The organism is Streptomyces sp. BR1 (assembly GCF_052373795.1).
GTDB lineage: Bacteria > Actinomycetota > Actinomycetes > Streptomycetales > Streptomycetaceae > Streptomyces.
Genome location: NZ_CM126252.1, coordinates 2742176 through 2767889 on the forward strand (window position 1 = coordinate 2742176; position 25714 = coordinate 2767889).

At 72.2% G+C, this 25714-nt stretch carries 24 protein-coding genes; 8 read left to right on the forward strand and 16 right to left on the reverse strand.

Annotated elements, in window-relative coordinates:
- The first annotated feature begins 23 nt into the window (after positions 1-23).
- A complete protein-coding gene (locus tag ACT1U9_RS11650) occupies positions 24-212 on the forward strand; it encodes a hypothetical protein (RefSeq protein ID WP_444538266.1) in 189 nt (62 codons plus the stop codon).
- 5 nt (positions 213-217) lie between these two features.
- Complete coding sequence (locus ACT1U9_RS11655) at positions 218-436, forward strand: hypothetical protein (protein WP_444538267.1); 219 nt, start codon at positions 218-220, stop codon at positions 434-436.
- 317 nt (positions 437-753) lie between these two features.
- Here ACT1U9_RS11655 and pdxR read toward each other — a convergent pair whose 3' ends face one another.
- Positions 754-2181: a MocR-like pyridoxine biosynthesis transcription factor PdxR gene (gene pdxR, locus ACT1U9_RS11660; RefSeq protein WP_444538268.1), complete on the reverse strand. Its 1428-nt coding sequence runs from the start codon at positions 2179-2181 to the stop codon at positions 754-756.
- 80 nt (positions 2182-2261) lie between these two features.
- Here pdxR and ACT1U9_RS11665 point away from each other — a divergent pair, with 80 nt between their 5' ends.
- From ACT1U9_RS11665 to ACT1U9_RS11675, 3 genes are read left to right on the forward strand one after another with little or no spacing between them, the layout of a single operon-like run.
- A complete protein-coding gene (locus ACT1U9_RS11665) occupies positions 2262-2768 on the forward strand; it encodes a carboxymuconolactone decarboxylase family protein (RefSeq protein WP_444538269.1) in 507 nt (168 codons plus the stop codon).
- Entirely contained in the window at positions 2765-3214 is a 450-nt protein-coding gene (locus ACT1U9_RS11670) for a carboxymuconolactone decarboxylase family protein (RefSeq protein WP_444538270.1), read from the forward strand. Before ACT1U9_RS11665 ends, ACT1U9_RS11670 begins: the two co-directional genes overlap by 4 nt.
- Positions 3202-3930, forward strand: coding sequence for an isocitrate lyase/PEP mutase family protein (locus ACT1U9_RS11675; protein ID WP_444538271.1), 729 nt, complete (start codon positions 3202-3204; stop codon positions 3928-3930). Before ACT1U9_RS11670 ends, ACT1U9_RS11675 begins: the two co-directional genes overlap by 13 nt.
- Positions 3931-3949: 19 nt before the next feature.
- Here ACT1U9_RS11675 and ACT1U9_RS11680 read toward each other — a convergent pair whose 3' ends face one another.
- The 7 genes from ACT1U9_RS11680 to ACT1U9_RS11710 form a co-directional block, all read right to left on the reverse strand.
- Positions 3950-4963 carry a hypothetical protein gene (locus ACT1U9_RS11680; RefSeq protein ID WP_444538272.1) on the reverse strand — a complete coding sequence of 338 codons (1014 nt, stop codon included), beginning with the start codon at positions 4961-4963 and terminating at the stop codon, positions 3950-3952.
- 4 nt (positions 4964-4967) lie between these two features.
- Positions 4968-5351 (reverse strand): hypothetical protein, encoded by a 384-nt coding sequence (locus ACT1U9_RS11685; protein WP_444538273.1) that lies wholly within the window; start codon positions 5349-5351, stop codon positions 4968-4970.
- Positions 5338-7035, reverse strand: coding sequence for a hypothetical protein (locus ACT1U9_RS11690; RefSeq protein WP_444538274.1), 1698 nt, complete (start codon positions 7033-7035; stop codon positions 5338-5340). The genes ACT1U9_RS11685 and ACT1U9_RS11690 overlap by 14 nt, the downstream gene beginning before the upstream one ends.
- Before the next feature lie 161 nt (positions 7036-7196).
- The gene (locus ACT1U9_RS11695) at positions 7197-8186 is read right to left on the reverse strand and encodes a malate dehydrogenase (RefSeq protein ID WP_444538275.1); all 990 of its coding nucleotides are present in this window, start codon (positions 8184-8186) and stop codon (positions 7197-7199) included.
- A gap of 215 nt (positions 8187-8401) precedes the next feature.
- The gene (locus ACT1U9_RS11700; protein ID WP_444538276.1) at positions 8402-9436 is read right to left on the reverse strand and encodes a DUF2690 domain-containing protein; all 1035 of its coding nucleotides are present in this window, start codon (positions 9434-9436) and stop codon (positions 8402-8404) included.
- 335 nt (positions 9437-9771) lie between these two features.
- On the reverse strand, positions 9772-10440 hold the full coding sequence (locus tag ACT1U9_RS11705) for a DUF3017 domain-containing protein (RefSeq protein ID WP_444538277.1): 669 nt from the start codon (positions 10438-10440) through the stop codon (positions 9772-9774).
- A 34-nt stretch (positions 10441-10474) separates the two neighbouring features.
- Complete coding sequence (locus ACT1U9_RS11710; protein ID WP_444538278.1) at positions 10475-11335, reverse strand: bifunctional methylenetetrahydrofolate dehydrogenase/methenyltetrahydrofolate cyclohydrolase; 861 nt, start codon at positions 11333-11335, stop codon at positions 10475-10477.
- 205 nt (positions 11336-11540) lie between these two features.
- Here ACT1U9_RS11710 and ACT1U9_RS11715 point away from each other — a divergent pair, with 205 nt between their 5' ends.
- On the forward strand, positions 11541-12161 hold the full coding sequence (locus tag ACT1U9_RS11715) for a hypothetical protein (RefSeq protein WP_444538279.1): 621 nt from the start codon (positions 11541-11543) through the stop codon (positions 12159-12161).
- A 177-nt stretch (positions 12162-12338) separates the two neighbouring features.
- Here ACT1U9_RS11715 and purH read toward each other — a convergent pair whose 3' ends face one another.
- Entirely contained in the window at positions 12339-13895 is a 1557-nt protein-coding gene (gene purH, locus ACT1U9_RS11720) for a bifunctional phosphoribosylaminoimidazolecarboxamide formyltransferase/IMP cyclohydrolase (protein ID WP_444538280.1), read from the reverse strand.
- Positions 13892-14527: a phosphoribosylglycinamide formyltransferase gene (gene purN, locus ACT1U9_RS11725; protein WP_444538281.1), complete on the reverse strand. Its 636-nt coding sequence runs from the start codon at positions 14525-14527 to the stop codon at positions 13892-13894. Before purN ends, purH begins: the two co-directional genes overlap by 4 nt.
- A 357-nt stretch (positions 14528-14884) precedes the next feature.
- On the opposite strand from purN, the gene ACT1U9_RS11730 reads away from it, so the two are divergent.
- Complete coding sequence (locus ACT1U9_RS11730) at positions 14885-15697, forward strand: hypothetical protein (RefSeq protein ID WP_444538282.1); 813 nt, start codon at positions 14885-14887, stop codon at positions 15695-15697.
- A 105-nt stretch (positions 15698-15802) separates the two neighbouring features.
- Here ACT1U9_RS11730 and ACT1U9_RS11735 read toward each other — a convergent pair whose 3' ends face one another.
- Positions 15803-17455 (reverse strand): cell division protein PerM, encoded by a 1653-nt coding sequence (locus ACT1U9_RS11735; protein ID WP_444538283.1) that lies wholly within the window; start codon positions 17453-17455, stop codon positions 15803-15805.
- 149 nt (positions 17456-17604) lie between these two features.
- On the opposite strand from ACT1U9_RS11735, the gene ACT1U9_RS11740 reads away from it, so the two are divergent.
- Positions 17605-18537 (forward strand): sigma factor-like helix-turn-helix DNA-binding protein, encoded by a 933-nt coding sequence (locus ACT1U9_RS11740; RefSeq protein ID WP_444538284.1) that lies wholly within the window; start codon positions 17605-17607, stop codon positions 18535-18537.
- 104 nt (positions 18538-18641) lie between these two features.
- On the opposite strand, the gene sucD is transcribed toward ACT1U9_RS11740, so the two are convergent.
- The 5 genes from sucD to ACT1U9_RS11765 form a co-directional block, all read right to left on the reverse strand.
- Positions 18642-19526: a succinate--CoA ligase subunit alpha gene (gene sucD / locus ACT1U9_RS11745; protein ID WP_444538285.1), complete on the reverse strand. Its 885-nt coding sequence runs from the start codon at positions 19524-19526 to the stop codon at positions 18642-18644.
- Positions 19527-19547: 21 nt separating this feature from the next.
- Positions 19548-20726 carry an ADP-forming succinate--CoA ligase subunit beta gene (sucC, locus tag ACT1U9_RS11750; protein WP_444538286.1) on the reverse strand — a complete coding sequence of 393 codons (1179 nt, stop codon included), beginning with the start codon at positions 20724-20726 and terminating at the stop codon, positions 19548-19550.
- A 205-nt stretch (positions 20727-20931) separates the two neighbouring features.
- Positions 20932-22047 (reverse strand): vWA domain-containing protein, encoded by a 1116-nt coding sequence (locus ACT1U9_RS11755; protein WP_444539076.1) that lies wholly within the window; start codon positions 22045-22047, stop codon positions 20932-20934.
- Between the two features lie 56 nt (positions 22048-22103).
- Positions 22104-24488, reverse strand: a complete 2385-nt coding sequence (locus ACT1U9_RS11760) for a DUF5682 family protein (RefSeq protein ID WP_444538287.1) — start codon at positions 24486-24488, stop codon at positions 22104-22106.
- The gene (locus ACT1U9_RS11765; RefSeq protein ID WP_444538288.1) at positions 24485-25588 is read right to left on the reverse strand and encodes an AAA family ATPase; all 1104 of its coding nucleotides are present in this window, start codon (positions 25586-25588) and stop codon (positions 24485-24487) included. The genes ACT1U9_RS11760 and ACT1U9_RS11765 overlap by 4 nt, the downstream gene beginning before the upstream one ends.
- Positions 25589-25714: the final 126 nt, after the last annotated feature.

The window sequence follows — 25714 nt, forward strand, 5'->3', positions numbered from 1 at the left end:
CACCAACGAGCAGGGGGCACCGCATGACTGACACCGACGCCGCGCAGTGGGAGTACTCGACGTACGCACCCAAAGGCGAGGCGTGCCCCGCGTGCCTGAAGCCTGTCAAGAGCCTCGAACCCTGCCGCCGGGGCATGCTGGCCCGCCGGGACTCCTCTCCCGTCGTCGCGTACTGGCACATGGGCTGCGCCCCGAAGGAGGAGGGGCAGTGATCCCCATGGACCAGTACAAGAGCGCACTCGCGGAAGCAGAACACACGGCGGAACTGCTGCGAGCAGCACTGCAACGCGCAGGAATCCCCGAACATGAGGCCACGCAGGTACGCCCGCTCATCACCAGTAAGGGACGTGCATACGTGGAAATCGGTGCGCTTCCGGTCGGCTCGGCGGTGAAGCTGCTGAACACGCTTCCCCCGGCATTGGAGACGACGGGATGACCCGCGCCGTCCTCCGACCACGCCCGCGTCACACAGGACGAATGAACCGGGAACGCAAACCCACGGCAGCCAAATCGGGTTAGGACTGTGCAAGACAACCGGCCACCCGCCGTCATCATCACGGAGGGTGGCCGTTCGCATGCCCCGGAGCGCCGGACCGGTTGCGAGACTCAACCATCGGACAAAGATCCAGGATCTCTCTCTACTCCCCCAAGGGGCACGGGGCTGTGGCATGTGCGGCTCCGCCGCGATGGGGGTCCCCTGTTCAAGCAGAGTCGAGAACTTGGGGAAGTGATCAGCCACAGACAACCCGCACGTCAAGGCAGCACCCGGCACAGCGCATCCAACGCCCCCGCCCAAGAGCTGTCGGCCGGTGCCGCGTACCCCACCACCAACGCGTCCCGTCCGGACGGGAGTTCGGGGTGGCGGAAGTGGGAGAGGCCCTGGAGGGCCAGGCCCTGCCAGGCCGCGGCCTGGATCACCGCGCGCTCCGTGCCGGGCGGGAGCTCCAGGACCGCGTGGAGGCCCGCCGCGATCCCGCTCACCCGTACCTCCGGCGAGCGCGCCGCCAACGCCGAAACCAGTTGGTCACGACGGCGGCGGTACCGCAGGCGCACCCCCCGTACATGCCGGTCATACGCGCCCGACACGATGAACTCCGCCAGCGTCAGCTGGTCCAGCGCGCCGCACGACCAGTCGACCTGGCCCTTCACCTCGGCCACCTCCCCCGCGAGCCGCTCCGGCAGCACCATCCACGCGAGGCGCAGCCCGGGGGCGAGGGACTTGCTGGCCGTGCCGAGGTAGACGACGTGCTCGGGGTCCAGGCCCTGGAGCGCGCCCACGGGCTGGCGGTCGTAGCGGAACTCGCCGTCGTAGTCGTCCTCCAGGATCAGCCCGCCCGTCGCCCGCGCCCAGTCGACCGCCGCCGAACGCCGGTCGGGCGGCAGCGCGACCCCCACCGGGAACTGGTGCGCGGGGGTCAGCAGCACCGCCCCGACGCCCTTGTACGCCGCCGACGCCAACTCCTGCGTCCGCGTGCCCACTTCGTCGAAACCGAGCGCCGGCGTGCGCAGGCCCGCCTCGGACACAAGGTTCCGGTGCACGTCCAGGCCGTACGCCTCGACCCCGACCTCCCGCACCCGGCGCGCCCGCAGCACCCGGCCGAGCAGCACCAGGCCGTGCACGAACCCCGCGCACACGACGATCCGCTCGGGGGCCGCGTACACCCCGCGCGCCCGCGCCAGATAGTCCGCGAGGACCGTGCGCAGCTCGATGCGGCCGCGCGGGTCGCCGTAGCCGAAGGCCTCGTGCGGCGCGGCCGTCAGCGCCCGCCGGGACGCCTTCAGCCACTCCGCGCGCGGGAAGGACGACAGGTCGGGCGTGCCCGCGACCAGGCTGTACGTCGGTTTGCGGCGGGTGGCGGACCGGGGCCCGGCCGGTCTGGGGGACCGGGGCGCGGCCCGCTGGGCGACCCGGGTCCCGGAGCCCTGGCGGGCGGTGAGCCAGCCCTCGGCGACGAGTTCGGCGTACGCGTCGGCCACCGTGTTGCGGGCCACGCCCAGGTCGGCGGCGAGCGAGCGCGAGGAGGGCAGCCGGGTGCCGGGCGCGAGCCGTCCGGTGCGTACCGCCTCGCGCAGCGCGTCCATCAGACCGGCGCGCAGCCGGCCCCCGCCGACCTCCACATGGAGATCGACACCGAAGACTTCGGCCAGTGTTCCAGAAGAAGTGGCCCAGGATTCCGCCATGAAAATGGACCATACCCGTGTGACATGTGGCGCGTAGCGTCGGCTCCGTAGGCGATGGGACACGACGAACGGGATACACGGTGAGCGAGAACAACGACGGCGAGACCGGTTCCTACGCGGCCGAGCACAGCCCCCGGCTGCACTGGGCCAAGGCCGCCCCCGAGGTCTACAAGGCCATGGTCAAGCTGGACGCGGCGGCCGGACGGGGCGTCGACCCGGTGATCCACGAGCTTGTCAAGATCCGCGCCTCGCAGCTCAACCACTGCGCCTTCTGCCTGGACATGCACACCAAGGACGCGCTGGCGGCGGGCGAGTCGGTCGAGCGGATCGTGCAGCTCAACGCGTGGAAGGAGTCGCAGCACTTCTACACCGCCAAGGAGCTCGCGGCGATCCAGCTGACCGAGGCGATCACCGTGCTCACCGACGGCTTCGTCCCCGACGACGTGTACGCGCGCGCCGCCCGCCACTTCGACGAGACCGAGCTCGGCCACCTCATCGCCGCGATCACCGTGATCAACGCCTGGAACCGCTTCGGCGTCACCACCCGTATGGTCCCGGGCCACTACACCCCGGGGATGTACAAGTGACCGCGCGCGGCTGGCAGGTTCCGCAGGAGGTCTATGTGGCGCTCGCCGGGGTCAGCGCGGCCGCCAAGAAGGAGCTGGACCCGACGCTCGCGGAGCTGGTCATGGTCCGCGCGTCCCAGCTCAACCACTGCGCCTTCTGCCTGGACATGCACCTCGACCTCGCCCGCAGGCACGGCGAGACCGAGGGACGGCTCGATCTCGTCGCGGCCTGGCAGGAGGCCGGGGACCGCTTCACCGAGCGCGAGCGTGCGGCCCTCGCCCTCACCGAGGGCATAACGATCCTGACCGAGGGATACGTTCCCGACGATCTGTACCAGCAGGCCGCCAAGTACTTCGACGCGTCCGAACTCGCCCATCTCATCGCCGCGATCATCGCCATCAACAGCTGGAACCGGCTGATGGTGGCCCGCCGCACCGCACCCGGAGAGACCGAATGGCACAGCTGAACCCCGCCGCCGCCTTCCGCGCCCTGCACCAGGGCCGCACCCCGGGCGACCCGCTGATCCTGCCCGGGCCGTGGGACGCCGCCAGCGCCCGCGTCTTCGAGGAGGCGGGCTTCCCGGCGCTCGCCACACCGAGCGCGGGGGTCGCCGCCTCGCTCGGGTACACGGACGGCGAGACGCCCGGCGACGAGATGTTCGCGGCGATCACCCGGATCGTGCGGGCCGTGTCCGTACCGGTCTCGGCGGACGTCGAGCGCGGCTACGGCCTGTCCCCCAAGGAGCTCGTGGCCCGGCTGCTCGACACCGGCGCGGTGGGCTGCAATCTGGAGGACTCGGAGTTCGGCGCACTGGTCGACCCGGCGCGCCACGCCGACTGGCTGGCGGAGGTGCGCGCGGAGGCCGGGGACCGGCTCTTCATCAACGCGCGCGTGGACACGTACATCATGGGCGTCCAGGACCTCGACGCGACCATCGCGCGGGCGCGCGCGTATGTGACGGCGGGCGCGGACGGCGTCTACCCGTACGGGGCGCCCGCCGAGCATCTGCCGAAGATCGCGGCCGCCGTTCCGGCCCCGGTCAACCAGGTCGCCAAGACCGACGGCCCGACCCCGCGCCGCCTGGGCGAACTGGGCGCCGCCCGCGTCACGTTCGGCCCCGGGCTCCAGCGCCGGGCGATGAACGCGGTACGGGACATCGCACAGCAGCTGCGCACCGGCTGACCACGACCCGGCCCGGCGCTCAGCGCGGCGTGAACGCGCCGAGCGCCGCGTCCAGGACCGCCGTCAGCGCGGGCCAGTCGGCGGTGGGCCCGGAGACCAGGACCGTGTACGGGACCCCGTTCGCGGCGACGAAGGCGCGGGCGACGCCCTGGACGCGTACGCCCGTACTGGTCCGGTCGTACGCGTAGACCAGCTCGGCCTCGTCCGTTCTGGTCACCTCGGTCATCCGGCGCAGGCTGATCTGCTGGTACCCGGGGTTCCCGGCGAGGTCGCCCGAGGTGATGCTGAGCGCGTTGTACGGGGTGATGCCGGGTTCCGTCAGACGGTAGACCTGGAGCAGATCCGCCTGGTCGGGCGAGCGGTACAGCGCGCTGCCGCGCTCCTCCGTACGGGTCCAGCCGTCGCGCACGGCGACGCTCCAGCCGAGGGTGTCGGTCACCGGGTGGTAGCCGCCCGGCACGGGGATGGCGGCCCGCGAGGCGGACGGGCTCGGGGTGGGCTCGTCCGTCGAGCTGTACGTGGCACGGTCGGTGGGTTGATCCGTCGAGCCGTAGGTGGCGCCGTCCGTCGGCGTAGCGCTCGGGGTGTCCGTCGGCGCGTCCGTCGTGCCGTCCGGCGGCGGGGACTGCGACGCCGAGGCCGACGAGACCGCGCCGGATCCCGAGCCGCCGTCCCTGCCCCACAGCATCCAGCCGCCGACCGCACCGCCCGCGAGCACCACGGCCGCCACGGCCGCGACGACCAGCCGCTGCCGTTGTTGCTGCCGCTGCCGCCAGACCGGGTCGGCGGGAGCGTACGGCGAGTGCACCGGTCCCCTCGGCAGCTCGTACCCGGCCTGCGTCTCGCCCTCGTACGCATACGAAGGCGACTCGTACGACGGTGTCTCGTGCGGCGGGACCGGCGGGCCGAACGGCGGCGGTGCCGGGGGCGGCGGGGGTACGGGCGCGCTGTACCGGCGGGGCGGGGGTTCGCCCTGTTCCCAGCTCTGCGTCTCGTCGTTCCAGTGGGCGCCGCCACCGCCTCGCGTGCTCATCGGCTCAGCCGCCCAGGAGCTCGGCGAGCGCGCGGCCGACCGTCGCCGCCGAGGTCAGCAGGCCCGTCAGGCCCTCCGCCTCGGTGAGCGCGCGGCGCAGCCGGGCCAGTCTGCCCGGGCCCGCCGCACCCGTCGACGCGATCTCCTCCTCGGTGTCGGCGGCCGCCGCGTCCAGCGCCCGGGTGCGGTCGGTGGCGACCGCGCGCGCGAGGTCGGCCCTCAACTCCCGTACCGCTTCCAGTAGTTCGGCCTGGGCCGGATCGGCGGCCGGTACTCCGTGATGACTCGTCACCTTGTTGTGGTCGCCGATGGCCATCGCGCCCACCACGCTGCCGATGCTGATGCCCTGCTGTTTGCCGTCCCGCTTGTGCCCGTCATCCCTCGCCACGGCCGCCGCCTCCTGTTCCCGTTCTGGACGTTCTGTTGACCACGGTGTTGCGGTCGCCGATGGCGATGGCGCCCTTCGCGGTCTCGATGAACGTGGCCCCCTCGGCGACGTTCACGACCTTCTGCACGAACTCGTCCGTCTCCCAGCCCGCCTCCTGGAGCGCGAGCCGTACGCCGTTGGCCACCCGGTCCTGAATGGACTTCAGATAGCGGCTGACGTCCATCTCCTGGAAGAGGGACGCGTCGTTGTCGGAGCCCAGTTCGCGCACCGATCTGACGGGTCCCTCCGGCAGTGCCCTGCCGTAGCCGCCGGTGGCCAGGCGCCACAGCGAGACCGCGCCCCGCCACAGCGCGAGCACCGCGCGCCCGGCGGCGGCCGGGGTGTTCCCCACCGCCCAGGCGGCCTTGCCGAAGCTGTTGTTGTGCCGGTGGCGGTGGGCGGCGAGGTCGGCGTCCTGGAAGAGCCGCTTCACCGGGCGCAGCACGTGCGGGGCGACCTCCAGCATCAGCATCCCGCCCTGCGTGTGGACCCGTACGAAGACCGTCGTGACGATCTCCTCGCCCCAGCCGCCGACCCGGATCCGCAGGAAGTGCCGCCGGGTCTCGCCGCCCTCCTCGATGGCGCGCGAGCGGTGCTCCTCGAACTGCCGTGTGGTGTACGGCGCGTCGGCGCGCGACGGCAGGCCCGTCACCGGCAGGAAGACGATCTCGTCGAGCTCCAGGTCGCGCAGCCGGTCGCGGACCGCGGCCGCCAGCTCCGGCGAGCCGTGCGGGGACGGGACGCGCAGCGCCTCCAGGAGCGGGACGACGCGGCGCAGGATCGCGCTGTTGTCGAGCGGTTCCGCCTCCCGGTCGCTTCTCGGACGCAGTTCTACGGAGAGGGACCACGGCTCGTACGGCTGTCCGGCGCCGCAGAACGGCTTGGTCACGTGGTAGAGCACCAGCGGCGCGTGCTGCTCGGCCCGGATGCGGCGGGCCAGGCGCTGGAAGCGGTGGCCGTCCGCGGCCTCGGCCGGGTCGGCCGCGACCTCGGGGAAGCGGGGTCTGGAGAGCTCCTCGGTGAGCGATCTGGCGAACTGGCCGCGCTGCATGGCGACGGCCCACGCGAGCAGCAGCGGCAGCACCAGGGCGCACCACGACTGGAGGCGGTCGTCGCCGGACGGTCCGCCACCGAGCGGGCCGAACAGTCCGGAGAGGTCCGCCGAACCGCCTTGCAGCGCGGGCCCGAGCAGCGTGAACAGGGCCCACAGGTAGGACACCCACCCGACCGCGCGCACATACCAGCCGGCGATCCTGCGGTACCAGACGGGCCGCTCCTGCGTGCCCCGGATCCAGCCCGCCACGGTGAACAGCGCGAACGCCGGCAGATAGAGCAGGATCAGCCACTGGGTGAGCGGCACCGCCACGATCCACAGCAGCACGATCGCGGCCGACCAGCCGAGCTCGATGCGCCGGGCGCGCAGCGCGTGGGCGAGCACGCGGGCCGCGTCGATGCCGAGCGAGGGGGCGGCGATGCGCTCCTCGTGGACGTACAGCTCGTCGATGACCGCGTCCCGGAACACCGCGTCCTGATAGGCGCCCGCGCACAGCAGCCGGGTGGCCTCGCTGGACCCCGGCGCCTTCGGGTCGATGTCCCCCCGGCGGCCCGGCGGACCCGGCTGCCGGGGTACGTAGGTCTGCGTCAACGGTCCCCCCGATGAGCGAACTGACCGCGCCCGCAGGCGAGTTGCCTGTGACGAAGGCCACAGCGTAGAGGAGGGTTGAGCTCCGTGTCGTACGCCAAAAAGACCACCCCCGGCGGCCTGGTGAGGCTGCCGGGGGTGGTGTTGCTACTGGGGTGCGGGACTCAGATGAGGCCGAGCTCGCGCACCGCGTCGCGCTCTTCCTTGAGCTCCTGCACGGACGCGTCGATGCGGGCGCGCGAGAAGTCGTTGATCTCCAGGCCCTGGACGATCTCGTACTTGCCGTCCTTGACCGTGACCGGGAAGGACGAGATGAGGCCCTCGGGGACGCCGTAGGAGCCGTCCGACGGGATGCCCATCGAGGTCCAGTTGCCCTCGGCGGTGCCGTTGACCCACGTGTACACGTGGTCGATGGCGGCGTTGGCGGCGGAGGCGGCCGAGGACGCGCCACGGGCCTCGATGATCGCGGCGCCGCGCTTGGCGACGGTCGGGATGAAGTCGTCGGCGAGCCACTGCTCGTCGTTGACCAGCTCGGCCGCGTTCTTGCCGCCGACCGTGGCGTGGAAGATGTCCGGGTACTGGGTGGCCGAGTGGTTGCCCCAGATCGTCAGACGCTGGATGTCGGAGACGGCGGCGCCGGTCTTCTTCGCCAGCTGCGAGATCGCGCGGTTGTGGTCGAGGCGGGTCATCGCGGTGAACCGCTCGGCCGGGACGTCCGGGGCCGCGGCCTGCGCGATGAGCGCGTTGGTGTTGGCCGGGTTGCCGACGACGAGGACCTTGATGTCGTCCGCGGCGTTGTCGTTGATGGCCTTGCCCTGCGGCTTGAAGATGCCGCCGTTGGCGGAGAGCAGGTCGCCGCGCTCCATGCCCTTGGTGCGCGGGCGGGCGCCCACGAGGAGGGCCACGTTGGCGCCGTCGAACGCGACGTTCGGGTCATCGGTGATGTCGATGCCGCGCAGCAGCGGGAAGGCGCAGTCGTCGAGCTCCATGGCGGTGCCCTCGGCGGCCTTCAGGCCCTGCGGGATCTCCAGGAGACGGAGCTTGACCGGCACGTCCGCGCCGAGCAGGTGACCGGAGGCGATACGGAAGAGCAGCGCGTAGCCGATCTGTCCGGCCGCGCCGGTGACGGTGACATTCACGGGAGTGCGGGTCATGGCGATCTCCGTTGAGAACAGCAGGTGGTGGGGGTTGTGCCCCTGGTTCCGGCTATCTCCTCACGTCAAGGTCCCGCTCGGGCGCCGACATGATCCCGAACTGAATCTTGACGTGAAGAGATATCCAGCGGTCAGGCTATCCGACACCGGCCGCCGCCAACCCCCACCCCCCTGTGGGACGCCTCACCCCGTGTTGCGCGCCCCTCCCGTACGGCTCACTGGTGAACCGTGCAGCCCTTCTTGCCGGAGACGAGCGTGGCGCACGCCTTGGCCGCCGTCGGGCCGTCGACCGCGAGCATCTTGGTGTACGCCTCCTTGTCGGCGCCCACCGTCCCGCTGCCGCCCGCCGTGGTGGCCGTGCTGATCTGCACCGTGTCGCCGGGCGCGCCCTGCTGGATACGGGCCCAGGCCGCGCCGCAGGTCTGGCTGTAGCGGACCTGGACGAGGGTGGCGCCGACCTTCGCGGACGACACCGTCTTGGCGAACGCGCCGCCGCAGCCCATCACTTCGGGGTCCTGGCCGGTGCAGCTGCCCTGGGTGCACTTCACGCCCGCCGGCAGCGACGGCGTGACGGAGGCGCTGGGCGTCGCCGTGGGCGTCGCGGCCGCCTTGTCGTCGCCGGAGCCACCCAGATCGGTGAGCAGGAAGGCCGCCGCGATGACGAGCAGGGCGCCGACGACGCCCGCCGCGAACATGAGCAGCCTGCGCCGCCCGCCGGTGCCGCCGGATCCGCCGGACCCCTGGTCGGGGCGGCGCAGCGGTATGCCCTTGCCGCGGATCTTGGCCGGGTCGATCAGGGGCGGCGCTCCGAGACCGGCCGACGGGGACGCCGTCGGCAGCGACTCGGCGGGGCGCCGGTCGGGAGCTGCCGGAGCGACCGGGGACGTCTGCGGACCACCCGGAACCGGGCCGAACTCGCCGAGCGCCGCGCGCGCCTGGGAGATCCGGATCTGCTCCATCGTCATGTCGTGCCGCATCTCGGAGCGGCTCCAGGCGCGCTCCGCGAGCTCCCACATGGTGGTCAGATGGATGGGGTTGGTGCCGGTCACCTCGGCGAGCGCGACGATCGCCCCCTTGGGCGCCAGCAGCCGGCCGCCCAGATACCGCTCCCACGAGGTCTTGCTGTAGCCGGTGCGGTCGGCGACCGCGGCGAGGCTGAGACCACTGCGGTCCACGAGTCTGCGCAGCTGGCTCGCGAACTCCCGCACCTGCGGGTCCAGTTCCTCCGGCAACGCCTTCCAACGCGGCATGTGCTCCCCCTGTCCCCCCATACGTACCCGATGTACCCCCGAGGCCCGATGCCGCCCCCGCCGCGCCCTTGGCCCCTGTTCCGCCCCCATCCTCCCATCGGCGGGAGATGCCGTCACCTACGCCCTTGTCGCACGTGGGACGGCTGTTGCGGGACGCACACACAGTTGCGGAACGGTCACCTCCGCGCCACAGGCGACCGGCTTCCCTTGTAGCGGGTTGGCGCGTGCATGACGCTTACCTCCACGGGGGACAGACGGCGCCCGTCTTCCCACGGGGGAGAGGACGGGCGCCGTTCTGTTTTACGTGTGTGATGTACGGGATGTTCAACGGCGCGTCAGCGCACGGTGAAGCGGACCGCGTCCTCCAGGAACGGGATGTCCAGCCAGGGCCTCGGCTGCGCCACCAGGGCGAGCAGCACGATCAGGGTGCCCAGCACCCCGTACGTGGTGATGTCGGTGAACCGGGACCGGACCGCCAGCATGCCCACCGACGGCAGGATCCAGCGCAGCACCCCGCCCGCGAGCAGCGCCAGACCGATGATGATCAAGCCGACGCGGAACAGGTCCACCGAGACGAGCAGCAGCCCGAGCCCGACCGACCCGAGCACGGCGAGCAGCGGCCACTGCCGAGCGGGCGCGGGCGAGTCCCCGGACGCCGCCCGCCCGCCCCCCTCGGGCCGCGCGGTGTCCCGAGTGATGGAAGGGAACCGCCGGGAGGTCTTACGGGGCGCGGGCGCGGCGACGGCGGTGCCGTTCGCCGACGGCTTGGCGCCATTGACGGACGGCTTGGCGCCGTTCGCGGACGCCTTGCCCCCGCTCGTCGACGCCTTGACCCCGTTCAGGGACGGCTTGGCGCCGTTCGGCGACGGCTCGGCGCCGTTCGGGGACGGCTCGGGGCCGCTCGTGGTGCTGCTCTTCGCGGGCGGCCGGGTGCCGTTCACCGGCGGGTGGGCGCGGTCGTCCGCGCCGGCGCCGCCGTCCCCCGTACTCGTCTCGGCGTCCATGCCTCGTGCTTCCTTCCGTCCGGCTCGCGGCGGCTCAGCCGGCGGCGGCGTTGCGCTCCGCCGCCTCGACCACGTTGACCAGCAGCTGGGCGCGGGTCATCGGGCCGACGCCGCCCGGGTTCGGGGAGATCCAGCCGGCCACCTCGGTCACGCCGGGGTGCACATCGCCGAGGATCTTGCCGTTCTCGTCCCGGCTGACGCCGACGTCGAGGACGGCCGCGCCGGGCTTGACGTCCTCGGGCTTCACCAGGTGCGGCACACCGGCGGCGGCCACGATGATGTCGGCCCGGCGCAGGTGCCACGCCAGGTCACGGGTACCCGTGTGGCACTGCGTCACCGTCGCGTTCTCCGAGCGGCGGGTCAGCAGCAGCGGCATCGGGCGCCCGATGGTGACACCGCGGCCGATCACCACGACCTCGGCGCCGTTGATCTCCACACCGTGCTTGCGCAGCAGCTGGATGATCCCGTACGGGGTGCACGGCAGCGGGCCCGGCTCGTTGAGCACCAGACGGCCGAGGTTGGTCGGGTGCAGCCCGTCCGCGTCCTTGGCCGGATCCATCAGCGTCAGGATCCGGTTCTCGTCGATGCCCTTGGGCAGCGGGAGTTGGACGATGTAACCGGTGCACTCCGGGTCCTCGTTGAGCTCCCGTACGACCGCCTCGATCTCCTCCTGCGTGGCGGTGGCGGGCAGTTCGCGCTGGATGGAGGCGATGCCGACCTCGGCGCAGTCGCGGTGCTTGCCCGCCACGTACTTCTGGCTGGCGGCGTCCTCACCGACCAGCACGGTGCCGAGACCGGGGTGGAACCCCCGCTCCTTGAGGGCCGCCACGCGGACGGCCAGATCGGACTTGATCGCTGCGGCGGTGGCCTTGCCATCGAGAATCTGGGCGGTCATGTTTCCCATTCTTCCAGGGCGACTGATGATCGCCCAAGTTGCACTCGCACAACACATCCAGCATCCGGCTGGACAAACTTATGTCTTGTTTAGAACGATGATCCGAGCAGTACCGCGGGCAGTGCCGGGGGGCGAACCGCTCACAGACCAGCTTTCCTCCGCTCGGGCCGCGACGTCCCCGCACCATCAACGGAGGAACTCCGCCATGAGCTTCGGCGACCCGAACAACCCGTACGGCCAGGCGCCGCCGCCCCCGCAGGCGCCCCCGGCCGGCTACGGCTACCCGGCGGCCCCACCGCAGCAGCCGTACGGCTACCCGCCGCAGCCCGCGTACCCGGGCTACCCCGGCGGCGCCATGATGCCGCAGCCGCAGATGCCGGGCCTGATGCAGACCGCCCGCGTCTTCCTGTTCATCGTGGCGGCCGTCCAGGCCCTCGGCGGCATCGGCATCCTGTTCATCGCGGCCGCGGCCAACGACGTGTCCAACAAGTCGGACGACACCTTCGGCCACACGGTCTTCGGGGACATAGGGCATACCGCCGCCGGCATCCTCTTCGTGCTCGCGTTCATCGGGCTCGGCCTCACCGCGCTGTCGATCACGCTCGGCGTCCGGCTGTCCAAGGGCCGCCAGGGCGTCCGCATCACGACGATGGTCTACGGCATCCTGGGCGCCGTGGTCGGCGTCCTCGCCCTGATCGGCGCCGCGAACACCCACTCCTCGGGCGCCCTGATCTGGGCGATCCTGTGGCTGGTCTTCGGCGGCATCATGGCGGCCGCGATGATGACCCGAGACGGCGCGGCCTGGTTCAACCGCCCGCGTTACTGATCCAGTTCGCAAAGGGCCGCACCCCGCACAGGGGGTGCGGCCCTTTTTGCGTACGCGGCGCTATGGCAGTCGCCCACGTTCCCGAGCCCTGTCAGGGGCGCGGGGCTGTGACATTTGCGGCTCCGCCGCGTGGGCGCGACAAGCCACGCACGGTCCGCGGACGAAGAGCCACTCCACTCAGTGGAAGAAGTGCCGCGTACCCGTGAAGTACATCGTGACGCCAGCCTTGGCCGCGGCCTCGATGACCAGCTCGTCCCGGACCGAACCGCCCGGCTGGACGACCGCCTTCACGCCCGCGGCGGTGAGGATCTCCAGCCCGTCCGGGAACGGGAAGAACGCGTCCGAGGCGGCGTACGACCCACGCGCCCGCTCCTCACCAGCGCGCTCCACCGCGAGCTTGGCGGAGTCGACCCGGTTGACCTGCCCCATCCCGACGCCGACCGACGCCCCACCCTTGGCGAGCAGAATCGCATTGGACTTCACGGCCCGGCACGCCTTCCAGGCGAACGCGAGCTCGGCCAACTCCGAAGGAGACAGCGCCGACCCGGTCGCCAGCGTCCAGTTCGAAGGGTCGTCACCGTCCGCCTGGAACATGTCCGTCTGCTGGAGCACGGCCCCGCCGGAGACCGGCTTGAGGTCGCCGGGCTGGTGCGGGGTGCCGTCGACCTTCAGTACGCGGATGTTCTTCTTGCGCGCCAGGACCTCGACCGCGCCGTCCTCGTACGACGGCGCCGCGATCACCTCGGTGAAGATCTCCGCGACCTGCTCGGCCAGCTCGACCGTCACCGGGCGGTTGACGGCGATGACGCCGCCGAACGCGGAGAGCGGGTCGCAGGCGTGCGCCTTGCGGTGCGCCTCGGCGAGGTCCGTGCCGATCGCGATGCCGCACGGGTTGGCGTGCTTGATGATCGCGACACAGGGCTCGTCGTGGTCGTAGGCGGCGCGGCGGGCGGCCTCGGTGTCCACGTAGTTGTTGAAGGACATCTCCTTGCCGTGCAGCTGCTCGGCGTTGGCGATGCCGCCCGGCTGGCCGTCGGTGTAGAGGGCCGCGGCCTGGTGCGGGTTCTCGCCGTAGCGCAGGGTCGACTTGCGCTCCCAGGTCCCGCCGAGGAACTGCGGCAGTACGGCGCCGTCCTCGGGCGCGTACACATTGGTCATCCAGGAGGCGACGGCCACGTCGTACGCGGCCGTGTGCTGAAACGCTTCGGCGGCCAGGTGCTTACGGGCGTCGAGGTCGAACCCGCCGTTCTTGACCGCCGCGAGCACATCCGCGTACCGCTCGGGGCTGGTGACGACGGCCACCGACGGGTGGTTCTTGGCGGCGGCGCGGACCATCGAGGGACCGCCGATGTCGATCTGCTCGACGCACTCGTCCGGGGAGGCGCCCGAGGCGACGGTCTCCTTGAACGGGTACAGGTTGACGACCACGAGCTGGAACGGCTCGACGCCGAGCTCCGCCAACTGCTCGCGGTGCGAGTCCAGGCGCAGATCGGCGAGGATCCCGGCGTGCACGCGCGGGTGCAGCGTCTTGACCCGGCCGTCCAGGCACTCGGGGAACCCGGTCAGCTCCTCGACCTTGGTGACGGGCACCCCGGCGGCCGCGATGCGCCCGGCCGTCGACCCGGTGGAGACGAGCTCGACACCGGCGTCGTGCAGCCCGCGCGCCAGCTCCTCAAGACCGCTCTTGTCGTAGACGCTGATCAGCGCGCGACGGATCTCCCGCTTGCTACTCACGGCAACAGAACCTTTCGTCCCTCAATGCGATAGCCGTCGCGGGCCAGCCGCCCCACGACGTCGACGAGCAGCGTTCGCTCGACTTCCTTGATGCGCTCGTGGAGCGCGTCCTCCGTGTCGTCCGGCCGGACCTCGACCACGCCCTGGGCGATGATCGGGCCGGTGTCGACGCCGTCGTCGACGAAGTGGACGGTGCATCCGGTCACCTTGGCGCCGTACGCGAGCGCGTCACGGACGCCGTGGGCGCCGGGAAAACTGGGCAGCAGGGCCGGGTGCGTATTGACCACCCGCCCGCCGAACCGGGCGAGAAACTCCTTGCCCACGATCTTCATGAACCCCGCCGAGACGACGAGGTCGGGCTCGTACGCGGCGGTCGCCTCGGTGAGCGCGCGGTCCCACGCGTCGCGGGTGGGATGGTCCTTCACCCGGCAGACGAAGGTGGCGAGCCCGGCGCGCTCGGCCCGCTCCAGACCGGCGATGTTGTCCCGGTCGGCGCCCACGGCCACGATCCGCGCGCCGTAGCCGTCGGGATCGGCGTCGATGGCGTCGAGGAGGGCCTGCAGATTCGTACCGGACCCGGAGACCAGCACGACAAGGCGGGCCGGAGCGGCGGAAGGGGACGGGGAGGCCACGGCTGGGCCCTTTCTCGCGGTGCGGGTGCAGCGTGCTGATGCGTGGGTGGAGCTCGGTGGTGCGGGGTGGGGCGGGCGGTGCGGGGCGCACGCCCACCTTTGTATGGTCGTACGAACGAGTCGCACCCCTCGATACGGGGAACCCTACGAATGCGCCGACCGTCAGCAACGATACCGGCACACCGAACCGCCCCCACGGGACGGGGGCAGGCCCGGCAGGTAGCGTCTGGGGAGGCGCCGTCCCAGGACGGCACCGCGACGACGACAAGAGCAGTACGTGACGAGCAGTACGTGCTCGGCGGATGCTCGACGAATGCGACCCCCTGGCCCGGGGTCCGAGGGGAAGACGTTCACCAGATGCCGGACCGACGCGACCAGCCGTTCGCAGAACGCCAGTCCCCCGCGACGACGGATTCGACGGACCCGAGCCAGTCGGGAGACGAGAAGCCGCACGGCGGGACATCCGGGGACGCGCCCGCCGACGACAATCCGTTCGCGCCGCCGCCGGAGGGCCGCCCGGACCAGCCCTGGCGCCCGCGCCACCCGTCGGGATCGTCGCCGCAGGGCGACTCGCCATGGGGTCCCGGGACGCCGCCGCAGGGCTCCTCGCAGTGGGGCAGCCAGTGGAGCAGCCGTCAGCCGGGCCCCGGCAAGGGCGGCTTCGGCAACCGTCCCGACGACCCGGAGCGCGGCCCCGGCCAGAAGCCCCCGCAGGGCCAGGTCCCACGCTGGGACCCGACCGACGTGTACCAGCGCCGGGCGCGTTACGCGCTGCTCGCGGGCATGTGGGCGTTCTTCTTCGCCCTGTTCGACATGATGGAGATCTCGCTGCTGCTCGGCTCGCTGGCGCTGTACTGGGCGATCAGCTCGCTGCGGGCCAAGGCGCCGAAGGCGCCGGAGAACTCGGTGGCCCGGGCGGGGTCGGCCGTGACCCCGCCGACGCCCCAGGTGCCGCCGGCTCCGCCTGCCAAGCCGCAGACCACGGCGGCCGTGACGGGTCTTGTGACGGCGGTTCTGTCGCTGTCGATCGTGGCGGCGACGTTCACGATGCAGATCGTGTACCGGGACTACTACACGTGCGTGGACGACGCTCTGACCAAGACCGGGTCCCTGTCCTGCAATGACTTGCTGCCTAAGCCGTTGCGGCCGGTGTTCGGGGTGAAGGAGTAGCCCCGAGGGCGGTGTTATTTCGGCTGCGGACCGTGGGTGGCTGGTCGCGCAGTTCCCCGCGCCCCTATAGGTGCGGGGGAACGTAGCTGACTGCCACTCAGCCGCTTAGCCGGAGGTCGGGGGTTCGCCCTCGGCCTCCGGCTCTGTTTCGGGTTCGGGCTCCGGCTCCGGCTCCGGCTCCGGCTCCGGGGCGGCCCCCGACTCCACTTCAGCCTCAGCCTCCGGCTCGGGCTCGGGCTCGGGCTCGGGCTCTGAGGACGGTTCGGGTACCGCCGGTGTCGCCGTGATGTCCGGCATCAAGCCGCCCGATGCCTCCCGCAGTGCCGCCCAGCGGGCCTCCCGTGCGCCGGTGTCGTGCCATGTGCCCACCGGCAGGAAGTCGTACGGCACCACGGCCTCGTCGACGACAGCCTCCGCCTCCGGCTTCCGGCGGCGCCAGGTGAAGCGCGAACGCCGATCCCCCGGCGCAGCCACCCCCCGCAGCCACCACCACCGCAGCACCAGCGCCAGCGGCACGCCCACCGCCGTGCCCCACAGCAGCGCCGCCCCGCCCGTGCGCCACCACACCGGGCCCAGGACCGCCAGGCGCTGCGTGCCCAGGGGGCCGCCCGACAGCGCGGCCAGTACCGCCATCGCGGCCCCGCACACCGCCGCCCCGTACACCGTCACCAGCGCCGTCCGCCGCTTCCCCCACACCTCCCCGCCGGTCGCCGCCCGAGCCGTCCACCAGCCGACCACCGCCCCGGCGAGGACCGGAAGCGCCAGCACCGACCAGGTCAGCCAGTTCCCCCGGGGCTCCTGGGGCACCGCGCTCAGCAGCGGGAAGTGCGGCACCGCCGGGGTCCCGGCGATCCCGAGCGGCGTCGCCACCGCGCCCGTGCCGAGCAGGAACCCGGGACCGAGCCCGTACGCCGCCCCCCACACCGCCGCGTTCGGCAGCAGCGCCAGCGCGACGAGCAGCACCGCGAGCCGCCCCGACCAGTCCCCCGCCAGCCGCACGAACGTGTCCTGGGCCGCACCCACATGCCATGCGAGCGCCGCCCCGGCGAGCAGCGCCCCGCCCGCGAGCAGCACCCCGGCCCCGGCGCCCCCGGCCCGTACCGCCGTGCTCGTACGACGGTCCGCGACCACCTCGCGTACGACATCCGGCACCCACGCGGGCAGCGGGCCTCGCGGGCGGCCGCACGCCGTCCTGAAGCCGGCGGCCGCCGCGCCCGTGGTCACGAGCAGGAGGTGCAGTACGGCGCTGAGGGGCGCGGCGGGCAGCGGGCCGCCGGACGCGTACACCGCGGCCGCCCCGCCCACCAGCAGATATCCGCAGGTCACCGCCGCGAACGCACTCCAGGCGTGGGCCGCTCCCGACCGGTGGTCGACGGCCTCGTCGTCCTCGTACGCGAACTCCTCCTCGTACGACAGCGCGTCCCGCGCCGCCCGGTGCACCAGGCACACCGGCAGCCACATCAGCAGCAGCGGCACCACACCCACCGGCGCGTGCACCCCGCTGAGGGTGTCGGGGCGGACCAGGAGGGTTCCATGGGCGAGCAGCCACAGCCCGGCGGCCGCGCGCAGCGCGCCGCCCGGTCCGCTGTCGGGGTACGGCGAGCTGATCCACACCACCGTCACCAGCACGGCGAGCGCGCCGAGTCCGAGCCCGGCCGCCATCGCCCCGCGTACGAGACAGGTGGCGAACACGGACGAGCGGCCCCGGGCCGCCGGCAACGTCAGGCCGCGATCGGTCACTTGTGTCACGGCCGCCATGCTGCCAACGACACGCGCTTTCTTCGCGTAACGGGAAAATGCCGCCGTGTCGCTCAATATACGTTTATGCGCTTTTCTGTCCGGGCATGGCTGCGGGCGGTACGTACGGCCGCCCCGGCGGCCTTCGCGGGGAGTCCTGGGAGCCCTTCATGACAGAGGAACAGCCCGCCGAGGCGCAGGCCGTTCAGGCGCCTGCCGCCGAGGCGAAGCCCGAAGAGGCAGAGGTCGTCGAGCCGCCGCCTGTCGAGGCGCCGCCCGTCACCCCCGTCGAAGCCTTCGACGCCCTGTACGCCGCCGCCGCGACCCCGCTCGTGCAGCAGACGTATCTGCTCACCGGGCGGACGCGGCTGGCGCGCGAGTCGGTGGAGCACGCCTTCCGTCTCGCCTGGCAGTGCTGGCCCGAGGTCGCCACCGACGCCGACCCGGCGGGCTGGGTGCGGGCGGCGGCGCACGAGTACGCGATCTCCCCCTGGCACCGGTTCCGCCGCGCCCACAAGCACCCCGACCATCCCCCGGCCGACCCCGAGCGGCGCGCTCTTCTCACCGCGCTGCTCGCCCTGCCGCCCTCGTACCGCCGCACGATCCTGCTCTACGACGGCCTGGGCCTGGATCTGCCGGAGACCGCCGCCGAGACCGAGGCGAGCACCCCGGCCGCCGCGAGCCGGGTGATCAACGCCCGGCAGGCGGTCGCGTTCCGGGTGCCCGAGCTGGCCGCTGCCATGAGCGAGGAGGCGCGGTCGGCGCTGCTGCGCGAGCGCATCGGCGAGCTCGCCCTCGCGGGACCGCGCGCGGCGCCCCGGCTGCCCGGTCCCGGACGCCTGCGCACCAAGGGCGAGCGCAGCAACCGCCTGCGCACCCGCGCCGCCTTCACGCTCACCGCCGTCGTCGTCGGCGCGACCGCCTTCACCCTGAGCACCGCGCCGACCCGCTACATCGCCCCGGTCTCCCCGGGCCAGCGCGTCGGCGGTGTACCGCTCTACAGCGGTCCGCAGCGGCTCAGCGCCGAGAACACCGAGCTCCACCACAAGCTCCTCGACGAACCCGCCCATGGCCCGGAACGCCTTGTTCCGGACTTCCGCTGAGGCGTCGGGCGCGTACACAAAAGCGCGTGGGCCCGCACCCCCTGTTCAGGGGTGCGGGCCCACGCGCTGACAGCCTTGCTGAAGGTCAGCCCGCGAGGCTGCGCTTAATTGCCGAGAATGGCGCGCGCCAGCTTGGCCGTCTCGGTCGGGGTCTTGCCGACCTTGACGCCCGCGGCCTCCAAGGCCTCCTTCTTGGCCTGGGCCGTACCGGAGGAGCCGGAGACGATGGCGCCGGCGTGGCCCATGGTCTTGCCCTCGGGCGCGGTGAAGCCCGCCACGTAGCCGACGACCGGCTTCGTCACGTTGGCCTTGATGAAGTCGGCCGCGCGCTCCTCGGCGTCGCCGCCGATCTCGCCGATCATGACGATCAGGTCGGTGTCGGGGTCGGCCTCGAACGCGGCGAGCGCGTCGATGTGCGTGGTGCCGATGACCGGGTCGCCACCGATGCCGACGGCGGACGAGAAGCCGATGTCACGGAGCTCGTACATCATCTGGTACGTCAGCGTGCCGGACTTCGAGACCAAGCCGATACGGCCCGGCTTGGTGATGTCGCCCGGGATGATGCCGGCGTTGGACTGGCCCGGCGTGATCAGACCGGGGCAGTTCGGGCCGATGATGCGGGTCTTGTTGCCCTTGGCCTTCGCGTACGCCCAGAAGGCGGCGGAGTCGTGCACCGCGATGCCCTCGGTGATGACGACGGCGAGCGGGATCTCGGCGTCGATCGCCTCGACCACGGCGGCCTTGGCGAACGCCGGCGGCACGAAGAGGACGGACACGTTGGCGCCGGTCTTCTCCATCGCCTCGGCGACCGTGCCGAAGACCGGGATCTCGTGGCCGTCGATGTCGACGGACGTGCCGGCCTTGCGCGGGTTGACACCGCCGACGATGTTGCTGCCGTCGGCGAGCATGAGCTTGGTGTGCTTCATGCCCGTGGCACCGGTCATGCCCTGGACGATGACCTTGCTGTCCTTGTTGAGGAAGATAGCCATGGCTCTGGTTTCCCTCGTCCCTTACTTCGCAGCCGCGAGCTCGGCGGCCTTGTCGGCCGCGCCGTCCATGGTGTCCACGCGCTGGACCAGCGGGTGGTTCGCGTCCGACAGGATCTTGCGACCCAGCTCCGCGTTGTTGCCGTCGAGACGCACGACCAGCGGCTTGGTGACCTCTTCGCCCTTGTCGGCGAGGAGCTGCAGCGCCTGGACGATGCCGTTGGCGACCTCGTCACAGGCGGTGATGCCACCGAAGACGTTGACGAACACGGACTTGACGTCCGCGTCGCCGAGGATGATCTCCAGGCCGTTCGCCATCACCTGGGCGGACGCGCCGCCACCGATGTCGAGGAAGTTGGCCGGCTTCACGCCGCCGTGGTTCTCACCGGCGTACGCGACGACGTCCAGGGTGCTCATGACGAGACCCGCGCCGTTGCCGATGATGCCGACCTCGCCGTCGAGCTTGACGTAGTTGAGGCCCTTGGCCTTGGCAGCGGCCTCAAGGGGGTTGGCCGCGGCCTTGTCCTCGAGCAGCTCGTGCTCGGGCTGACGGAACTCGGCGTTCTCGTCGAGCGAGACCTTGCCGTCCAGGGCCAGGATGCGGCCGTCCTTGGTCTTCACCAGCGGGTTGACCTCGACGAGGAGCGCGTCCTCGGCGACGAAGGTCTTCCACAGCGTCACCATCGCCTCGGCGACGCCCTCGGCCACCTCGGCCGGGAACTTCGCCTGGGCCACGATCTCGCGGGCCTTCTCGATGTCCACGCCTTCGACGGCGTTGACCGGGACCTTCGCGAGGGCCTCGGGGGTCTTCTCCGCGACCTCCTCGATGTCCATGCCGCCCTGCACCGAGGCCATGGCCAGGAAGGTGCGGTTGGTGCGGTCGAGGAGGTACGAGACGTAGTACTCCGCCTCGATCTCCGGGGACAGCTCGGCGATCATCACCTTGTGGACCGTGTGGCCCTTGATGTCCATACCGAGGATGTCCGTCGCCCGGGCGACGGCCTCGTCGGCGTTCGCCGCCAGCTTCACGCCGCCGGCCTTGCCGCGGCCACCGACCTTCACCTGTGCCTTGACGACCGACTTGCCGCCCAGTCGCTCGGTGGCCTCGCGCGCCGCCTCAGGCGTGTCGATGACTTCACCGGCCAGCACCGGTACACCGTGCTTGGCGAAGAGGTCCCTCGCCTGGTACTCGAACAGGTCCACGCGCGTCCGTCCCTTTTCAGTGGTCTCGCGGTTCGTTTTCTGCGTGGGCGTGCCGCGAAGGGCAACGTGACGGCGCTGTCACTGAGGGAGGCGTACACGGTGACCGGGTACGCGGCATGTCCGTCCCGCAGGTTATCCCCGTAGGACCGACCTCCCTAAATCGCAGATCACACCTGAGCGGTGATACCTGTCACAGATCACCTGCTCACAGCGTGTCAGGTATCGGCAGCGGGCGCTTCTCGACAGCCGCGGCCATGATCGTCGGGAACAGGTCGGGGGTGCAGGCGAAGGCGGGGGCGCCGAGCGCCGACAGGGCCGCCGCGTGCTCGTGGTCGTACGCCGGAGTTCCCTCGTCGGACAGGGCGAGCAGGGCCACGAACTGCACTCCGGACGCCTTCATCGCCGCCACCCGCTTCAGCATCTCGTCCCGTATCCCGCCCTCGTAAAGATCACTGATCAGTACGACGACGGTGTCGGCAGGACGGGTGATCTGGGACTGGCAGTAGGCGAGGGCGCGGTTGATGTCGGTGCCGCCGCCGAGCTGGGTGCCGAACAGCACGTCCACCGGGTCGTCTAGCTGGTCGGTGAGGTCGACGACGGCCGTGTCGAAGACGACGAGGCGGGTGGCGATCGAGCGCATGGAGGCGAGGACCGCGCCGAAGACCGAGGCGTAGACGACGGAGGCCGCCATCGAGCCGGACTGGTCGATGCAGAGCACCACGTCCTTCTTCACGGACCGGGCGGCCCGCCCGTAGCCGATGAGCCGGTCGGGGACGACCGTGTCGTACTCCGGGAGGTAGTTCTTCAGGTTCGCCCGGATCGTGCGGTCCCAGTCGATGTCCCGGTGGCGGGGGCGGCTGATCCGGGCCGAACGGTCGAGCGCCCCCGTCAGCGTCGCCTTCGTGCGGGTCGCGAGGCGCTTCTCCAGGTCCTCGACGACCTTGCGGACCACCGCGCGGGCCGTCTCCTTGGTGGTCTCCGGCATCGCCTTGTTGAGCGAGAGCAGCGTGCCGACGAGGTGCACGTCGGCCTCGACGGCCTCCAGCATCTCCGGCTCCAGGAGCAGGGCGGAGAGCCCGAGCCGGTCGATGGCGTCGCGCTGCATGACCTGGACGACCGAGGTGGGGAAGTACGTACGGATGTCGCCGAGCCAGCGGGCGACGCTCGGCGCGGAGGCGCCGAGGCCCGCGCCCCGGTCCCGCGTCCCTTTGTTCCCCGGCGCGCTGCCGTAGAGCGCGGACAGGGCGCCGTCCATGGCGGCGTCGCGCCCGGCGAGCGCGCAGCCGGTGCCGTCGGCGCCCTGCTCGCCGCCGAGGACCATCCTCCAGCGGCGGAGCCGCTCGTCGGGCTGTGCGGCGACATCTGTCGCGTTCGCGTTCAATTCCCCACCCCCGCAAGGTTGTTGTCGTCCCGCCGGTCGAGCAGCAGTCGCAGCAGCGGCTCCATCGCGTCGGCCCGCTCCTCGTCGAGCGCGGCGCCGAAGCCGGGCGCGCCGGTTGCGGACGGGGCCGCGCCCCCGGTGCCCGGGCCGCGTCGGACGAGCTCGCCCAGCGTGCGGCGTACACCCGGTTCGTACGCGGAGAACGTGCGCCGCAGCAGCGGCAGGACGTCGGTGAACGCGTCGGCCGGGACGCCCGTCAGCCAGGTGTCGACCAGGGCGAGCAGCCGCTCGTCGTGGACCAGGAGCATGCCGCCGCCGGACGCGCCGCCGACGAACCCCTCTATCCAGGCCGCCGCGTCGCCGGGCGGTGTGCCCACCGACAGGGCGAGGCCCATGTACCGCTCGGCCTCGGCTGCGTCGAGCCGCCCGTCGTCGAGGAGCAGCCGGACGGCCCGGCCCCGGATCTCGCCCGGGACGGAGTCCCGCCCGGCGAGCTTGGCGAGGACCGCGGCCCAGCGGTCGCGCAGGGCCGTAGCGCCCTCGGGCGCGTCCGCGAGCAGGGACATCGCCGCGTGGACGCCGTCGACACGGCGGCGCATCGCGGTGGCGCCGTCGGCGTCCAGGCCCGTGCACGCGGGCGGCAGGCCGACGCAGATCCGCTCGGCGAGCCCGGTCGCGACCTCCGCGAGCGCCGCCGTCCGCGTCCCCCGCACATCCCCGTACCGCAGGGTGCGGGCCAGCGCGGGCAGGGCCTCGGCGAGATGGGCGACGTCCGTGTCGAGCGCGGCCCGGTCGGCGAGCGCGCGCATCACCACCGGGAGCGCGTCGGAGAGTTCGGCCAGCAGACACCGCTCGACGAGTGCGGTGATCTCACCCAGAACGGTCGCCTCGGCGGCGTCCGCCTCGGCCCGTGCGGTGGCGGCGGCCTCCACGGTCGTGCCCCACACCCCCGCCTCGGCGACCCGCACCGAGAGCTCCGGCTCCCAGCGCAGCCGCCAGCCCTCGCGGAAGGTTCCGGTGCCGCCCCGGCCGTCGGCCCGCTCGCCCCAGTCGATGCCGAGCAGCCGCAGCCGGTGCAGCAGACGGCTGCGCGCCGCGTCGGTCTCCTTGCGCAGATCGAGGTCCAACTCCCGCTCCAGCGCCTCCGGTTTGAGCCGCAGGGCGCGCTGGGCGCGGGTGAGGTCACGCTGGAGCGGCACGGCCGGGGCCGCGTCCGGGACCTCGCCGAGCACATCGCCGACGACGAGGCGGTCCTGGATCAGGGCGAGCGGGACGTCGGAGCCCTCGCACATCACCGCCCGTACCGCGTCGGTCGTCTCGGCGAGACCCGGCAGCGGGCGCCCGCGCATCGCGGCGAGCGTCCCGGCGAGCCGGACCGCCTCGATGACATGCGCGGACGACACCAGCCGGTCCTCCTCGCGGAGCAGCCCGGCGACCTTGGTCATCCACCGCTCGACGGGCCGGTCCCGGGCCGCGAACAGATGCCCGTACCAACCGGGCGAGTCGATGCCCGCGCCGTAACCGCTGTGCCGGGCGAGGCGGCGGTGGGTCCAGGGCACCCAGGTCAGCTCGGCCTTCACCTTCGGGAGGCCCTTGAGCAGGGCCCGGTCGGCGCCGACCGCGACCTTCGCGGCGAGCGCGGGCACATGCCAGGCCCCGCAGACCACGGCGACCTCGTCCCCGAACTCCCGCCGGGCGGCGCGCAGTTGCTGCCGCATATACGCCTCGCGCACCAGGTCGCGCGCGTGCCCGCCGTCCCCGTATGCCTCGCGCAGCGCGGTCATCGCCTCGCCGAGGACGACGAAGGGGCTGTACGGGTCGTACGAGTCGGGTGTGGCGGGCGGGTTGTGCGGGTCGGGTTTCCGGGTGCCGTCGGGGTGCCGGTGCTCGACGACGTCCTCCCACCAGCGCTCCGGGTCGTCGTATCCGGCGGTTTCGGCGAGCAGACCGATGGGGTCGATGCGCAGCCCGTCCCCTTCCCTGCCTTCCTCTCCCTTGTCCTCCTCCGGACGCTCGCCCTCCGCCTCCACCTCCGTCGCCAGCGAATGGGCCGCCGGAAGGTCGATGAAGCGGACCTCGGCGCCCGCGTCCAGAGCCCAGCGCAGCGCCACCCACTCCGGCGAGAACTCGGCCATCGGCCAGAACGCCGCCCGGCGCGGGTCGTCCAGCACATGGGCGAGCAGCGCGACCGGGGGCCGCATGTCCGGGTCGGCGGCGAGCGCGAGGAGCGCGTCGGCCTCGGGCGGGCCCTCGATCAGTACGGCCCGGGGCCGCGCGGCGTCCAGCGCGGCCCGCACCGCCCGCGCCGACCCGGGACCGTGGTGCCGCACCCCGAGCAGCCAAGGCCCTGCGGGTGCATCCCTTTCCGTGCGCGTCGTCACGCCGACACCTCGCGGCAGGCCCGGTAGAAGTCCTTCCAGCCGTCGCGCTCGCGGACCACCGTCTCCAGGTACTCCTGCCAGACGACGCGGTCCGCCGCCGGGTCGCGGACGACCGCGCCGAGGATGCCCGCCGCCACGTCGCCGGAGCGCAGCACCCCGTCGCCGAAGTGCGCGGCCAGGGCCAGTCCGCCCGCCACCACCGAGATCGCCTCGGCCGTGGAGAGCGTCCCCGAAGGGGACTTGACCTTGGTGCGGCCGTCTCCGGTCACCCCGTCCCGCAGCTCCCGGAAGACCGTGACGACCCGGCGGATCTCGTCCATGCCCTCGGGCGCGGCGGGCAGGTCGAGGGAGCGACCGAGCTGGTCGACGCGGCGCGAGACGATGTCGACCTCCTCGTCGGTGGTCGCGGGCAGCGGCAGCACCACCGTGTTGAACCGCCGCCGCAGCGCGCTGGACAGCTCGTTCACACCCCGGTCGCGGTCGTTGGCGGTCGCGATGAGGTTGAAGCCGCGTACGGCCTGGGTCTCCTCGCCCAACTCCGGGATGGGCAGGGTCTTTTCCGACAGGATCGTGATCAGCGTGTCCTGTACGTCGGCGGGGATACGGGTCAGCTCCTCGACCCGGGCCGTCATTCCCTCGGCCATGGCCCGCATGATCGGGCTGGGCACCAGCGCGTCCCGGCTCGGGCCGTGCGCGAGCAGCTGCGCGTAGTTCCAGCCGTATCGGATGGCCTCCTCCGGTGTGCCGGCCGTGCCCTGCACCAGCAGCGTGGAGTCACCGCTGACGGCGGCGGCCAGATGCTCGGACACCCACGTCTTGGCCGTGCCGGGGACGCCGAGCAGCAGCAGCGCCCGGTCGGTGGCGAGCGTGGTCACGGCCACCTCGACGATGCGGCGCGGGCCCACGTACTTCGGCGTGATCACCGCGCCGTCGGGCAGCGTGCCGCCGAGCAGATACGTCGCCACCGCCCACGGCGAGAGCCGCCAGCGGGCGGGCCTGGGCCGGTCGTCGGCGGCGGCCAGCGCCGTGAGTTCATGGGCGAACGCGTGCTCGGCGTGCGGCCGCAGGGCCTGCGCGGAAGCGGTTGCGGACGTGGTCATGGATCCCCCTCCAGATCAGTCGACCCGATGTGGTTTCCACGGTGCACCACGCCACTGACAATCGACCTCACGGCAGGTGAAAGCGCAGGTCAGGGCGATTGTCAGTGGGGGCATCTACCTTCGGGA